Origin of the sequence: Rhodococcus sp. Leaf225, from assembly GCF_001426145.1 — a bacterium.
Classification (GTDB): Bacteria; Actinomycetota; Actinomycetes; order Mycobacteriales; family Mycobacteriaceae; genus Rhodococcoides.
This window is the reverse complement of sequence record NZ_LMRN01000007.1, coordinates 543,659-558,694: the sequence shown is the minus strand read 5'-3', so window position 1 is coordinate 558,694 and position 15,036 is coordinate 543,659. Positions and strand designations below refer to the sequence as shown.

The window sequence follows — 15,036 nt, the reverse complement described above, 5'->3', positions numbered from 1 at the left end:
ACCTTCCCTCGAAAGAATGCCCATGATGCGGTCCCCCCGCCGAATGCTGCCCCTCTCCGCCGTTCTCACCGTGTCGGTGCTCGCGCTGTCCGGCTGTTTCGCGGCATCACCGTCCGCCGACGACGGGAGCGGCCGAGTGCGTGTGGCGATGCTGCAGCCGCCGCGCTCCGGGCTGACCCCGCTGAGCGACGACGCCTTCAAGTTGTCCCGATGGTCGACGGCCGAGACCCTCGTCGTACTGGACGATCTCGGCGAGGCACAGCCTGCCCTCGCCACCGCATGGACTCGCGTGGACGACACGACCTGGAGCATCGACCTGCGGCCCGACGTCCGGTTCCACGACGGGACGCCGCTCGACGCCGCCGCGGTGGTCACCGCACTCACCGCGGCCACCACCGCCTCGCCGAAGCCCCGCATTCTCGACGGTGTCGACATGACCGTCGAGGCGGACGGCACGGACACCGTGACCGTGCGCACCGCGACGGTGGATCCGCTGGTACCGCAACGACTGTCGAGCCCACAGCTGGCCATCCTCTCGCCGGGCGCGTACGCGGGCGGTGGTCCCGTCGATCCCGTCGGACACGGCACCGGTGCGTTCGTGCTCACCGCCGTCGACGGCACGTCCACGGCGACACTCGATCGCAACGACGACTACTGGGGTGGTCCGGCGAAGGCCTCGGGCATCGACGTGAGTTTCGTCCCCGACGGCACGGCCCGGGCCGCGGCGCTGCGGAACGGTACCGCCGACATCGTCGAGGCGGTGCCGGTGTCGCAGGCGGCGCTGGTCGATCCGGCTCTCGTGCACGAGGTGCCCATGCCGCGCACCAACACCCTCTACCTGAACAACAGGACGGGCGCCTTCGCCGACCCGTCGATGCGCGCCGCAGCGCGGGAGGCCGTCGACGCCGATCGACTCGTCGACCAGGTCTACGAGGACCGCGCCGACGTGGCCCGCGGACTGCTGGGACCCGCCCTGCCGTGGACGGCGGACCGGCCCGCACGCACGACCGCCCCGGCCGGCGATCCCGCGGGGCGACGGATCACCCTGGGCACCTTCACCGATCGCGCGGAACTGCCCGAGGTCGCGGTGTTGTTGCAGCAGGAGCTCGAGGCCCGCGGTTTCGTGGTGGAGCAGGTGGTCCGGGAGTACCAGTTCATCGAGGCCGATGCTCTCGCCGGCGCGTTCGACGCGTTCGTCCTGTCGCGGGCGACCGTGCTCGACTCGGGTGACCCCGTCGCCTACATGTACTCCGACTTCGCCTGCGCCGGTTCCTTCACCATCGCGCAGTTCTGCGACCCCGCCGTCGACGCCGCTCTGTCCACCGCCTCGGCGACCGAGCCGGGAGCAGCGCGCCGAGCCGCCGTCCTCGAGGCGGAGCGGCTGATACTCGAGCGCGATGCGGTGGTGCCGATGCTGCACGAGCGCGTCGTGCAGGGTGAGGCCGCGTCGGTGTCGGGTGCAGCGCGCGATCCGCGGGAACGGATGTTGGTCACCACCGAGACCACGGTCGGATGACGTCCGGCCGCGTCCTCGTCTCCGCCTCTCGCCTGCTGTCCGTCGCGGGCGTGATCGTGGTGGTCGCACTGCTGCCGTGGCTGTCGGGCCGCGACCCGGCGTTGTCGATCCTGCGTGCGCGCTCCGCGGACCAGGAGCCGACACCCGCCGCACTCGCCGCGATCCGCGCCGATCTGGGACTCGATGCGGGTCCGATCACACTGCTGCGCAGGTGGTTCGGCGCAGTTCTGCGGGGCGATCTCGGCACGTCGTGGAACACCGGCAGGCCCGTCCTTCCCGGCGCCCTCGACGCGCTCGCCGTCTCGACGACCCTGATGGGGTTCGCCCTCGCGGTGGCCTGTGCGGTGGCGACGGTGATCGTGGCTCCGGCACTGCGCGCCGGGCTACGGGGGCGGCCCACCCGCTCGTCGGGTGTCGGCGCCTCGGTTCTCACCTCGGTGCCGGAGTTCCTGCTGGCGTCCGTCGCGGTGATCGTCGGCAGCGTGTGGCTGTCGCTCCCGTCCTACGGCTGGACCGGCCCGACCTCGGCGATCCTCCCGGCTCTCGCACTCGGTCTCCCGGCCGGCGGGCTGCTCGGCCGTCTGCTCGCCGATGCCGTGTCGGTGTCGTTCACCGAGGCATGGGTGACCACGTGGACGGTCGCCGACGTGGACCGCGGCACGCTCGCCCGTGCGGTGCTGCGTCGCGCGGCCTCGTCGCTCACGTCCCAGATCGCCCTCGTGATGGTGGGTCTGCTCGGTGGAGCTGTCGCGGTCGAACGCGTCTTCGCCATCCCCGGGATCGGACGATCGATGCTCGGACACGCTCAGTCGCAGGACCTTCCGGCGCTGCAGGCCGACATTCTGCTGCTCATGGGGGTCAGCGTGTTCATCGGTGTGGCCGCGCAGGCCGCCCGCCGGGCACTGCTCGGCCGGTCGGTGCACGATCACGCCGTCCCGGTACCCACCGCTCGAGTCGCCGCGGGTCGGTTCCCGTTCGTCGTGCCCGCCGTCGCCGCGAGTGCGTTGGGCACCATGGTGCTCGTCGGCCTGCCCCGCGACCCGTTCGCCACCACGCGAGGCAAGTTCCTGCCACCGTCCCTCGCGCATCCGTTCGGCACCGACGCGTCGGGACGCGACGTGCTCGCCCGCGTCGCTCACGGTGCGGCACACACCGTCACCGTGTCCGCGACGGTCGCACTGGGATGTGTGCTGGTGGGTCTGGTTCTCGGTTCGGCGGCGCGGGTGTTCACCGGTCCGATCGAGGTGACCAACGCCGCGCCACCGGTCATCGCCGGCGTGGTCGTCGCCTCCGTCGTGGGCCCCGGCGCCGCGTCGGCAGCCGTGGCTGTCCTGCTGGTCTCGTGGGCACCCCTGGCCGCGCACACTGCAGCGCTGTCGGCCGAGGTCGCGGCCAGGCCGTACGTCGCCGTCCTGCCCACCCTCGGCGCGGGTCGACTGCGCGTGCTGTTCGGGTCGGTGCTCCCGGCGGTCGGTCCCGCCGTTCTGCGTCACGGGGTGGTGCGGCTGCCGGGTATCGCCCTGGCACTCGCCGCCCTGGGCTTCCTGGGACTCGGACCGCAACCACCCAGTCCCGACTGGGGTCTCGTGCTGGCCGACGGGGTGTCCACGGTGGAGCGGGCGCCCTGGGTGGCCCTCGCGCCCCTGGTGAGCCTCGTTCTGCTGTCGGTCACGGCGGTGTCGCTGTCGAGTGCCGTCCGGTCCCGCCGTGGGCGTCGGTCCACCGACGGTCCCGCCGCGCAGGCCGACCGTCCCACCCCGGTCTCCGCGTGCTGAGGGCGTCTCGCCGCGGTCGAGTGCTCCCCTGGCACGACCTCCGTGCGGCCACGCCCACCGTGAGACTGCTCGTCCTCACGCAGATGGCCTTCAACATCGGCTTCTTCATGGTGCTGCCGTACCTGTCCGTGCACCTGACGTCCGACCTCGGTCTCGGCGCCGCGCTGGTCGGTGTCGTGCTCGGAGTCCGCACGTTCTCGCAGCAGGGACTCTTCGTCGTCGGCGGAACGCTGGCGGACCGCCTCGGCGTCAAGCCGGTGGTGCTGACGGGCTGCGTCCTGCGCGTCCTCGGATTCGTGGGACTGGCTCTGGCCCAGAGCCTTCCGGCCGTCCTCGCAGCCACGGCGCTCACCGGCGTGGCCGCGGCGCTGTTCTCGCCGGCCGTCGAGAGCGCGGTGGCGCTGGAAGCGGGCGAGGGTGAACGCGCGGGTGGCCAGTCCCGCCTGGACGCGTTCGCGTTGTTCACCGTGTTCGGCCAGATCGGCGCGTTCACCGGTCCGCTGCTGGGCTCCGCGCTGCTCGCGGTGGACTTCCGACTGACCTGCCTCGTCGCGGCCGGGGTCTTCGTCGTCATCACGCTCGCGCACGTGGTGCTGCTGCCAGCTCGACGCGCCGAGTCGACCACGGACACCTGGCTCGACGACTGGCGGGAGATCGCCCGCAACCGTCTGTTCCTCGTCTTCGCCGCCGCGATGAGCGCGCAGCTCGTCGCGTACAACCAGCTCTATCTCCTGCTGCCGCTGCGGGTCGAGCAGGTGTGGGGATCGCAGGCACCACTGGGATGGTTCTTCGCCGCGGCGTCGGCACTCGTCGTCGCCGGGCAGATGGGCGTGACCCGAGCACTGCGCCGGTTCCCGCTGGTACGTGTGCTCCCACTGGGTTTCGCCGTCATGGCGACCGCGTTCGCCGCGGCGGCCGTGGCCGCACTGCTCGGCACCGAGGGTGCCGCAGGGCTCGTGGGGCCCGCCGCGTTCGTCATGCTGCTGACGGTAGGTCAGATGATCGCCATGCCGTTCGCGCGCGACCTGGTCCCGCGGATGGCGCGGGAGCGCAGCACGGGCTCGTACTACGGTCTGCTGGCCTCGCTGGGCGGGATCGGGGTGCTCGTGGGGTCGGTCGCGCTCGGCGCGATCATCGACGCGATGCCGGACACGCCTGCAGGCGAGGCGGTTCCGTGGGCGGCCGCGGCGGTCCTGCCGCTCGCGGCGGCAGTGACGTTGCGCTCGGTGGCTCGCCGACTGGTACCGGTGACCCCGGCGATCACGCCGCCAGAACCAGATCGCGGCCCGTCAGCACCTCCGTCTCGCGAGTGATGCGTGCCCACACGTCCTCGGTCACGTCGTCCATGATCGAGAACCGGTCCCACCACATCATGCGGGTCCGGTAGCGCTCGTCGGGGTACGCGGCCGGGGCGATGTTCTCGGCCACGCGGCCGCCGCCGGACTCCCACCGTCGCAGCACGTGATCGGCCGCCGTGGCCATGACGTACCGGGCGCCCGTGAAGACCATGGTGGGCAGCGCCGTACGGGACAGCAGTGCGGAGAGCGCACCGGGATGCTCGGCGTCCGCGGAGACGAACGCGGTCTTCATCTCCACCACACCGGCGGGCAGTCGACCGTGGACGAGTTCCGCGACGTCGGGCCGAGCGGCGTTGCCCTCCCACTCCACCAGAGCGTGCGACTGGTCCGCGCTGAGGTACGGGCCCTGGCCGCGGACGCCGGCGACGACCTGCCCCGCACGGTCCACGGCCGCGTAGAACACAGCGGTGTCCGCACCGTCGGCGACGCGCTCGACGTCGAGCGCGACGCCCACTCCGTGGCGCTCGTAGGACCGCGTGGCGCAGGCGAGGTACTCGTCCCAGAGCCCACGATCGGCGGACGGGGAACTCATCACCAGAACGGTCCCACTATCACGATCTGCAAGGCGCGTGCTCCCTTGTGTGATCAGGCGGGTGGGGGCGAGCAGAGTCGTCGACATCGGACACCTCTCGGACAGAGTTGTCGGATCGCCGTCCGGCGCCCCGACCAACAGACCACGGACTCGCCGGACGACGAATCCACACACTTATTGTCCCGCTTCCCGAGCAAAAAGTGGATTCCGCCCCGAAATCGGTGACCTGCGACGAATGTGCCCTTTTCGAGGCCCGAGAACGAACCGCAGGTCATTGACCCGTTACGACAACCTATATCCGAGTTACCCGTTCGTATTCCGGGTCGCTTTGGTGACTCCTCGTAGAACTGCACCGACGAAGCAGACTGAATTTCGTGAAAAGCCACGAACGGCGGGTCGGCGATTCGTGGCGAATTCGCGCTCCACGACGGCCACTCGGGCGCTCTCACAGCGCCACACCGACACCTCGGAACGCAGTCAGCCCCGGACCACACCTCCCGAGAGGTACGGTCCGGGGCTGCTGGAGACCCGGGAGTGGAGCGCGGGAACGGCTCGCCTATCGGCCGGCGCGGCCGAACAATGGTCGTCTGCCGGCCGTCTCGCGACGCGACGACGTGGCTGCGGAGAGGGAGTCCGCGAGCATCAGCTCGACGGTGCGCTCGGCATCGAGCTTGTTGTCGCCGATACCCCCCGTGGCGCCACGCTTGGCCCATCCCACGACGTAGGCCCCGGCCACCGGGCGGTCGTCGGAGTCCACGACGCGACCCTCGACGTTGCGCACGGTTCCGCGGTCCGCGTCGAAGGGAAGTCCGGGCAGGGCGGACCCGCGATACCCGGTCGCCTGCAGCACCAGATCGGCGGGAATCGAGCTCGCGATCCCCGCGTCGGACGTGCCGGATCCGCGGACGTCGAGCGCTCCCGGGCGTACCGCCACCGGTGCGCGCCCGAACGAGAAGACGATGCGCGGCGCGCCGTCACCCGTCTCGGCCTCGTCGGCGCGCGGTGCGGCGGCGAGCGGTGCAGCGGACGCGGACAGCGGCAGCGCCGCCAGGACCGAGGAGAGATCGTCCTCGCCCGCGACCAGAACGGGCACCGATGTGCGATCGACGAGCGCCTGGCACTCGGACCGGGTGAAGGCGGCGACCTCGGGACCGCGTCGACCGAGCACGGTGACCTCCCGCACCGCACTGTCCCGCAGCGCCGCGAGCGCGTGGGCCGAGATGTCCGTGCCCACGAGGTCCTCGACGGGAGCTGTCAGAATCCGCGCCGCGTCGAGGGCCACGTTCCCGTTGCCGATCACGACGACGCGCGTCACGCCGCGCAGATCCACGGCGTCGGCGGGGACGTCGGGGTGACCGGTGTACCAGCCGACGAGGGTGCGGGCACTCATCGGGACGACCTCGGACTCGAGGGGAAGCTGCCTGTCTTGATCGGCACCCACCGCGTAGACCACCGCGTCGAAGGTCCGCGAGAGTTCCTCCACCGTGACGTCGACCCCGACCTCGACGCCGAGGCGCATCGTCACGCGCGAGTGCACGAACAGCGACCGGAAGTGTTCACCGATGCGCCGGGTACTCGTATGGTCCGGTGCCACACCGTATCTCGCGAGACCACCCGGCACGGGCAGCTTGTCGAAGAAGGTCACCGCGGCATCGGTCTGACGCAGGAGCGCCGTCGCGGTGTAGCAGGCGGCCGGCCCGGTTCCCACCACGGCGACCCGTTTCAGCGACACGGAGCCGATGTCCGCGGGCGGGAACGTCGGTGCGCCCCATGCATGATCGACCGGCCGGTCCCGGTAGTAGTCGGCGTTCAGTTCCGCGTAGATCGTCTGCGACGGCGACAGCCGCGACACCCGCGTGATCGCGTCCACCGGGCACGCGTCCGCGCAGGCGCCGCAGTCGATGCAGGACCGCGGATCGATGTACAGCAGGTCGGTCTTGCCGAAGTCCGGCTCGTCCGGCGTCGGGTGGATGCAGTTGACCGGACAGACCGACAGACACGATGCGTCGTTGCAACAGTTCTGGGTGATCGCGAAGGCCATGGGAGCGTCAGACCATGTGGATGGTGCGGTAGACGGCCGCAGCGGGCTTGGTCAGCAGTCCACAGTCGCTGAGGAACGCCATCAGGTGCTGGCTGCTCGTGCGCATCATGACGTGGTGGTGCGTGTTGTTCTTCGCCTCGCGCACGGCGCGGTCCCGGTCGAGACCGGCCGCGGCGTAGACGTCCTTGTTCACCATGTTGGACACGATGACTCGGGCGGCGATGGCGATGAGCAGGGCCGCGGACTTACGGCGGGCGGTGGAGATTCCCGCCATGTTCTCGCGCATCTGCTGACGCGCGAACGTCATGTGCCGCGACTCCTCGACGACGTGGATCTTGCTGGTGGTGCGTACCAACGGGAGCACGTTCTCGCCGCGCATCCAGTCGCGCTGCATGACGTCGAGCACCTCCTCGGCGACGAGGATGCCGCCGTAGGCGGCCTCGGACACGGCGAGGGTCTTGAAGCCACGACCGAGCTCGATGCTGAGCCGGCGCGGGACATACGCCTTGATGCCCATGGTGCGGCACGCCTTGGCGAACATCAGGGAGTGGCGGCACTCGTCGGCGATCTCGGTGAGCGCGAACTGGAAGTCCGAGGACGACGAGTCGCTGCAGTACTGATCACGCAGGACCATCTGCTGCAGGATCATCTCGAACCAGATGCCGGTGCTCATGATCGAGCAGACCTCGTGGCGGGTGAGGGTGACGCGCTGTTCGGGCGTCATCTCCTTCCACAGATCAGTGCCGTAGAGGGTGCTCCACTCAGGATTGAGGCCGAACTGCTCCGGGTCGAGTGGAGCCTCCCAGTCGACCTCCTGCATGGGGTCGTACGAGAGCGCTGCGACGGAATCGAGCAGCCGAGCAGACACGTCCTCGGCGTCCGAGACGGTGAGTTCCGGGTCGAGTGTGCTGGTCATGGCGTCGTCCTTCCGTGGGCGGGTACATCTCCGTGACTAACTGTGACAGAGGTTATCAGGTACTCGCCGTCACGGGAAGACGTCGCCGGGTCGGGACGGTCCCGAATCGTCAGGAGATCTGCGGCATCTCCAGGTCCGTGTGCGCCACTGCCCGAGCGGTGTCGGGGTCCGTTCCGAGCATCACCAGCAGCCGCTCCGCTGCGTCGTCGATCCGGCGATCGTCGACGGAGCCCGGGTCCTCCAGCCATCGGTGTACCAGGGCGAACAGCACACCCGCCGTCATCGCCGTCGCGAGAGACAGGTCCTCGATCTCGAGTCGTCCGGCGTCCACCGCCGCCGCGAGATCCCGGCGGGCCCGCGGCCCGAGACCACCGGGCGCGTCGAGCAACGCGAACCCCGACCGGTCGACGATCTCCGCGGCCTGACGATGCGAGACGGCGGCACGACCGGTCCGCCTGACGGCGTCGCAGAAGATCTGCACCGGATCGTCCGAGCGCGGCGAGACTCCGTCGAGCGTCTCCCCCATCTGCTCGAGAACCTGCTCCACGGCGGCGGCGAAGAGTGCGGGCTTGTCCTCGAAGTGGTTGTAGAAGCTCCCGAACCCGACGTCGGCGGCGGCCGTGATGTCGGCGATGCTCGCGGTGGAGGAACGCCCGTCGGCGATCATCTCGCGCGCGGCGTCCACGAGAGCCTGGCGCGTGCGCGCCTTCCGTCGCTCGAGCCTGTTCCCGGCAGTCTGCATCCGGAAAGTCTAGGTCGACGGGTGCCCGGTCGTCGGCGCGGCGAGCCCGCTGACGACGCGTCGCGACGTCAGCGGGAGACAGGAGCGGACCAGATCCCCACGATGGCGTCGACGAGGTCGATGCCGCACGCGGTCCAGTACGCCGTCGGATCGGCGCCCGACGCGGCGAACTCCGCCTCTCGTTCGGCCATCACGTGCGTCAGCAGAGTGCGCGCCATGGCCCCTCTGGCCGAGCGGACGTCGGCAGGAATCGGGGGCAGACACGAGATGACGCCGGCCACCGTCTCTCGCAGCGTCGCCGAGGACAGTGCCTCGTCCACCAGGATCGGCCGCAGCACCGGGTCCGTCATGACCTGGGAGGCGAACCGCGCGTACCAGGTGGGGGCGCCGAACTCGGCGAAGTACTGCGTCGACGGAAGGACCAGTGCCGACACCCACGCTCGCAGGTCGGCGCCCTCTCCGATCGCCGCGACGTGGGCGGAGCGGATCCGTTCGACGTCGCCCGTCCGGCGGACGACGATCGCGCGGACGAGATCCTCCTTGCTGCCGAAGTGGTAACCGACCACGGCGCTGTTACTCTGCCCCGCCGCGTCGCCGACCTGACGGTTCGACACCGACACGACACCGTTCTCCGCGTACAGCCGCTCGGCGGCACCCAGAATCGCCTCGCGCGTCGCCTCGGAGCGCGCGGACGGGGCTCGCGTCGACCGGGCCTGGCTCATTCCACCGGCTCGGTGGCCCGGTCGGTGACGGCACCTCCGACGACCTCCGACGCCTCGCCCTCGCCGTCCTGGTGACGCGGAAGGAAGGAGGCGAGTACGACCGAGAGGATCGCCGCGCCGGCGGCGATGGCCATGGTGATCCGGAAGGCGGCCTCGGACGGCACCGCGGTGGATCCGAACGACACGGTCATCGACGCGAGAACGACCCCCGCGACCGCACTGGCGAACGACGTTCCGAGGGACCGCATCAGCGTGTTGAAGCTGTTGGCCGCCGCTGTCTCGGAGGCGGGCACCGCCGACATGATCAGGGCGGGCATCGCTCCGTACGCCAGTCCGATGCCCGCACCGATGACGAGCGAGACCACGATCAGCTGCCACACCGCGCCCATCATCACGATGCCCAGCAGGTAGCCGACGGCAACCGTCGCCGCGCCGGCCATGAGCGTGATCTTCGGTCCGCGCGTGGTGGTGATGCGCGAGGACACCGGCGCGACGGCCATCATGATCAGTCCGGACGGCGCCATCACCAGGCCCGCGACGAGGATCGACTGTCCCAGGCCGACACCGGTCGCGGCGGGCAACTGAAGGATCTGCGGCAGAACGAGACTGAGTGCGAACATCGCGAAACCGAGCATGATCGACGCGGCGTTGGTGAACAGCACCTGCCGCCGCAGCGAGACCCGCAGGTCCACCAGTGGCTGGGGAGTGCGCAGTTCCCACACGATCCACGCCGCGAACGCGAGGACGGACGCCAGCAGCAGGCCGAGGATCGACGCGCTGCTCCACCCCCAGTCGGAACCCTTCGAGATCCCGAGCAGCAGGGTCACCAGGGCGACCGACAGCGTGAGCGCTCCACCGATGTCGAACGTGCCGCCGGTGCGCACCGTCGACTCGGGAACGACGACGACCACGGCGACCGCCACCAGTGCGCCGAGCGCAGCCGCCGTCCAGAACAGGAAGTGCCAGTCCGCGTACTCGGCGATGATCGCCGCGGCCGGAAGACCCAGGGCGCCGCCCACTCCGAGCGACGCACTCATCAGCGCGATCGAACCGGGAAGCTTGTTGCGAGGCAACACGTCCCGCATCACGCTGATGCCGAGGGGAATCACACCGGCGGCGAGACCCTGCAGTGCCCGCCCCACGACGAGGGGCACGAGGCTGTTCGCAAGGGCACCGACCACCGATCCGGCGACGAGCAGCGCCAGGCTGACCAGCAGCATGCGCCGCTTGCCCACCATGTCGCCGAGTCGGCCGGTCACGGGAACGGCGACCGCACCCGCCAGCAGGGTGGCCGTGATGGCCCACGCGGTGTTCGCGGCCGAGGCGTTCACCAGAGCGGGGAGCTGGGGAACCAGCGGGATGATCAGTGTCTGCATCAGGGCGACCGTGATGCCGGCGAAGGCCAGTACCGCGACGATGCGTCCGGTTCCGGTCTCCTCCGTCTCGGCCGTGGCAGCGATGGGTGAGGACATGGGTCGAGTCTCTTCTCAGCTAGTTTGAAACAGCTGTTTTAAATTAGGCACCGATCCTTACCCACGTCAACGTTCTCGCCGCTCCTGTGGCCCGCATCACCACGTCACCGGACGAATCGGTCGAGGAAGGCATTGCCGAACACGCGGTGCGGGTCCAGTCGGTCGACGGTGCCGACGACGGAGTCCCAGTCCCGCTCGCCCGAGTACCCGTCGCGGAACGAGTCGGGGATGGTGGCCGTGAGCGCCTGCACGTCTCGGTAGGGGCGGTCCTCGTCGAACGCCCACCCCTTGGACCACTCCGGCCGGAACACCGCATCGGCACCGTCGAAACGTTCTCGCATCCACTGCTCCATCTCGCGATAGAACGCGAACATCCCGGGCGTTCCCGGAATGCCCAGCACGTTGAGCCACACCGCCGTGTCCCACTCGGGACGATCGGGTACCGGACGCATGGCCGAGATCGTCGGCGGGCCGGCCGAGTCGACGAGGACGTCCGAGCCCTGGTCGAGACCACAGCACCGGATCTCGACTGGGCCGTTGATCGGGAACTGCCCCAGGGACGCGTAGTGCTCGGTGCGCTCTCGGAACCAGCGGGTGAAGTCGTGCAGGACCGCAGCCACGTTCGCGCGAGCCGTGATCACCGCACCGCCGCCCTCCGTCAGGAGCAGTGTGCTCGGACGGATGTAGAACTGCGTGTTCTTCGGCGCTCCCCAGATGTCCGACGACCCCGTGGCCGCGAGCCCCGCCACCGTCGTCGCGAGGAACACCTGACCCAACGCGGGCGTCAGTTCCGTCCGCCCGGACACGACAGCACCGATCGCGTCGGACACCGCTTCCGGGAGGGTGTCGGAGAACGTGTAGTTGTACGGTCCGTCGACCTCGCGGGAGGACGGCGGTCGCACGGGAGTCGGCGTCCACACCTTGAGCCACGGAGTGTCGGTGAACGGGTACCAGATCGCCTCCGCGCGGCCGGACCGGTCCAGGAAATCGACGTACGTACGCCCCGGTGCCCCCGGCGCTCCGAACAACTCCGCCCAGCCGATGTCGGTGATGCTCTCGCATCGCATAGGAGTCGCCGGATGCGCCTGCATCGTCACCTCGGTGACGAACGCTCGGCCGAGATGGACCGCGAGATCCGGCGCGTCGGCCTCCGACCGGGCGACGGTCCGCAGTGCGTACCCGGTCCCGTTCCACGCGACCACCGTCATCGAGGTCATCAGATTGCTCAAGGATCACGACGACGAACCGATCGGAACCTGTTCTCCCACTGCGCGTACCACGGCGCCGTGCGCCCCGACAGCCAGAGCGCCCGCGATGGACAGAACCCCCGGCGCGGGCACACTCGACCATCCGAGACCGTGGTCCTCCAGCGCCTGGAGGACGTCGGACAGAGTCGCGCCGGCACCGGCGGTGACGGTGGACGACGCGGTGTCCACGGTGACACCGGTCAGCGCGGTCATGGTGTCCACGAGCACGACCCGGTCCAGGTTCTCGCCGTTCTCGATGGTGAACGGGGTCCACCCGTGCATCGCGCCGCGCGGCCGCAGCCGGTGACCGGAGGCGTGAGCCCAGTTCGCGAGCGTCACCACGTCGTCGGCGGATCGCGGCGAACACGTCCACACCGCGTCGACCACGATCTCCTTCGACCAGTTCTGGTACCGCTGCCGGAACAGCGGGATTCCCGGCGGGAAGTCGGGTGGAACCGGCCCGGAACCGTCGGTCCCCGCCGGAACGGCGTTCACGAGAGCAGGTCGAAGCACTCCCGCGAGCGTGGCGGCCACGGCCGAGGCGGCGGATGCGGACAGGAAGGATCGACGGTCGAACGATGGCATGAGTCCCCGATGCGCGAGATGCGGATGATGTGAGCCCCACGCCTCGTGAGCGCACTGCTGGGCAGTCCGGATCTGCTTGTCCCCCCGGAGGGTTTACACCTTTGACATACCCGTAAAGATTGTCAAGTCCGGGAGGGTCTCGGCCGGGTGGGTCACGCGCCGGGCAGGTCGAGGACCGGCACGAGGCGGCGGCGCAGATAGCCCCGGAGCGCGTCGTCGGAGCGGGTCGCCTCGCTGTCGAACTGCACCACGGACAGGAACATGCGGATGCAGAGGTCGGCGACTTCGTCGAGGTCGCCGCCGGCCTCGGCGGGCGCTCCCACCAGAGGCGTGAGGAAGGACCGGGTCAGGCTCAGCGCGTCGATCCCGAAGGCGGATCCGTCGTAGATCACCGTTCCACGGCCGGGATGCACCAGCGGCGCCAACGCCGGCGACGACCGGAACGCCGCACGCGCGGCGACCATGGCCTCGACGACGAACTCGGACACCGACTCCCGCTCGCCGACCGCGGACACGACGGACCCGATGACACGCGAACTCACGTCCTGCAACGCGTCCGACACCAGGGCGTCGCGGGTACCGAAGTGCGCGTACACCGTCGGGCGGGAGACACCGGCCTCGTCGGCCACGGAACTGATGGTCACGCCGTCGAAACCACCGAGCTCGAGGCGTCGCACCGCCGCCGCGAGGATGCGTTCCCTCACGCGGGCGGTGGCTGCCATGCGGCGATGTCCACACCCATGGCGGTGCTCGGCGGTTCGTCGTACAACCACTCGCGCGCGATCCGCCCCCAGTTCGCGGTGGCACGAAGTTGCCCGAGGATGCCGAACGTCAGGAAGTCCGCGCGACGGGAGAAGACGTGCTCGGGCGGCAACCACTGCTTGGTCATGGTGCCGAAACTGCCCGATCGCGGGTCGACGGCGAGGACGAAACACGCCCCCGCCATCTCTGGCGTCACGGTGACCGACCCGTCGTTCAGACTGAGTTCCGCTGCTGCGCAGACGTAGTCGAGACAATCGCTCGCCGTCACGGCGGCGCCGGGGTCGAGAATCCCCCGCGCGGACATGGCGATGAGCAGATCGTCTCCGCGACCCTCGATCGCCGCTCGCAGGCACTCTCTCTCGAAACAGACGTCCGCCGGACTCATCCGCAGGTACAGACCGAAGTCGACGAAGGTGACGCGCCCGTCCCGAGCCAGCAGGACATTGCCCGGATGGGGGTCACCGCAGAACTCGCCGAGCGTGTGCAGAGACCCGATGTAGAAGCGGAACACCGTCTCACCCACCCGGTCTCGCACCTCCGCCGACATCGCACGGATCTCGTCGAACGGCACCGCGTCGACGAACTCGGTCGTCAGGACCGCCGCGCCGCACCGCTCCGGCACGGTGTCCGGGATGAAGAAGTGCGGGTGCTCCCGATACAGTGCCGCGACGCGGCGCTGCGTCCGCTCCTCCGCCGGGTAGTCGAGTTCCGCCTCGAGGTTTCGGCGCAACTCGTCGACGACGGCACGGGAAGACAGCATCGGGATCGACGCCGGCAACAGCTTGACGTAGAACGACAGATTCTTCAGGTCGGCCCGCACCGCGTCGTCGATACCGGGGTACTTCACCTTGACGGCCACCTCCCGGCCGTCGTGCAAGCGGGCACGATGCACCTGACCGATCGACGCGGCGGCGAACGGGCTCTCGTCGAACTCGGCGTAGAGCGACTCGATCGACTCGCCCAGATCCGCCTCGATCACAGTGCGCACGTCGTCGAACGAGACGGTGGGTGCGCGGCTCTGCAACTCGGCGAGCTTGCGGTGGAACTCGTCGCGGTGCTCGTCGGGGACGAACGACAGGTCCAGCATCGACAGCATCTGGCCCAGCTTCATCGCCGCTCCGCGGAGACCGCCCAGGACGGTCACCAGCCGTTCGGCCGAGCGGACCGCCTCCTTCGCCGTGAGGGCGGCACGCAGTTCCTCGGTGCGACCCGCCATGCGTACTCGCATGGTGGCGTTACGCGCCGTGCGACCCGCGACGAGGCGACCCACCTCGGCGCCCCGGGCCACCCTGGACGTCGGCATCTTCTCCGGCACTTCCCCAGTATCCCGCACCGTGCCTGCGCTCGATCGATCGCGGCACCGCGGAC

General features: G+C 69.8%; 11 protein-coding genes and 1 pseudogene. 3 read left to right on the top strand and 9 right to left on the bottom strand.

Annotated features, from left to right (window positions below):
* The first annotated feature begins 22 nt into the window (after nucleotides 1-22).
* The 3 genes from ASG69_RS02790 to ASG69_RS22415 are packed head-to-tail and all read left to right on the top strand — an operon-like array spanning nucleotide 23 to nucleotide 4,604.
* Nucleotides 23-1,516, top strand: a complete 1,494-nt coding sequence (locus tag ASG69_RS02790) for an ABC transporter substrate-binding protein (protein WP_235578821.1) — start codon at nucleotides 23-25, stop codon at nucleotides 1,514-1,516.
* The gene (locus tag ASG69_RS02785) at nucleotides 1,513-3,291 is read left to right on the top strand and encodes an ABC transporter permease subunit (RefSeq protein WP_056447290.1); all 1,779 of its coding nucleotides are present in this window, start codon (nucleotides 1,513-1,515) and stop codon (nucleotides 3,289-3,291) included. The genes ASG69_RS02790 and ASG69_RS02785 overlap by 4 nt, the downstream gene beginning before the upstream one ends.
* Nucleotides 3,285-4,604 carry an MDR family MFS transporter gene (locus ASG69_RS22415; protein WP_235578820.1) on the top strand — a complete coding sequence of 440 codons (1,320 nt, stop codon included), beginning with the start codon at nucleotides 3,285-3,287 and terminating at the stop codon, nucleotides 4,602-4,604. The genes ASG69_RS02785 and ASG69_RS22415 overlap by 7 nt, the downstream gene beginning before the upstream one ends.
* Here the strand turns inward: ASG69_RS22415 and ASG69_RS02775 are convergent.
* The 9 genes and pseudogenes from ASG69_RS02775 to ASG69_RS02735 form a co-directional block, all read right to left on the bottom strand.
* A complete protein-coding gene (locus tag ASG69_RS02775; RefSeq protein ID WP_056447287.1) occupies nucleotides 4,552-5,181 on the bottom strand; it encodes a hypothetical protein in 630 nt (209 codons plus the stop codon). The two genes, ASG69_RS22415 and ASG69_RS02775, sit on opposite strands and share 53 nt — an antisense overlap.
* A gap of 556 nt (nucleotides 5,182-5,737) precedes the next feature.
* On the bottom strand, nucleotides 5,738-7,222 hold the full coding sequence (locus tag ASG69_RS02770) for a 4Fe-4S binding protein (RefSeq protein WP_056447283.1): 1,485 nt from the start codon (nucleotides 7,220-7,222) through the stop codon (nucleotides 5,738-5,740).
* A 7-nt stretch (nucleotides 7,223-7,229) separates the two neighbouring features.
* Nucleotides 7,230-8,138, bottom strand: a complete 909-nt coding sequence (locus ASG69_RS02765) for an AurF N-oxygenase family protein (RefSeq protein WP_056447281.1) — start codon at nucleotides 8,136-8,138, stop codon at nucleotides 7,230-7,232.
* Between the two features lie 109 nt (nucleotides 8,139-8,247).
* A complete protein-coding gene (locus ASG69_RS02760) occupies nucleotides 8,248-8,880 on the bottom strand; it encodes a TetR/AcrR family transcriptional regulator (protein WP_056447278.1) in 633 nt (210 codons plus the stop codon).
* A 68-nt stretch (nucleotides 8,881-8,948) separates the two neighbouring features.
* Entirely contained in the window at nucleotides 8,949-9,602 is a 654-nt protein-coding gene (locus tag ASG69_RS02755; protein WP_056447275.1) for a TetR/AcrR family transcriptional regulator, read from the bottom strand.
* Entirely contained in the window at nucleotides 9,599-11,074 is a 1,476-nt protein-coding gene (locus ASG69_RS02750) for an MFS transporter (protein WP_056447272.1), read from the bottom strand. Before ASG69_RS02750 ends, ASG69_RS02755 begins: the two co-directional genes overlap by 4 nt.
* 104 nt (nucleotides 11,075-11,178) lie before the next feature.
* A pseudogene (locus ASG69_RS02745) lies at nucleotides 11,179-12,906 on the bottom strand (cholesterol oxidase substrate-binding domain-containing protein).
* Between the two features lie 152 nt (nucleotides 12,907-13,058).
* Entirely contained in the window at nucleotides 13,059-13,628 is a 570-nt protein-coding gene (locus ASG69_RS02740; RefSeq protein WP_056447269.1) for a TetR/AcrR family transcriptional regulator, read from the bottom strand.
* Entirely contained in the window at nucleotides 13,607-14,983 is a 1,377-nt protein-coding gene (locus ASG69_RS02735) for an ABC1 kinase family protein (protein ID WP_056447266.1), read from the bottom strand. The genes ASG69_RS02740 and ASG69_RS02735 overlap by 22 nt, the downstream gene beginning before the upstream one ends.
* Nucleotides 14,984-15,036: the final 53 nt, after the last annotated feature.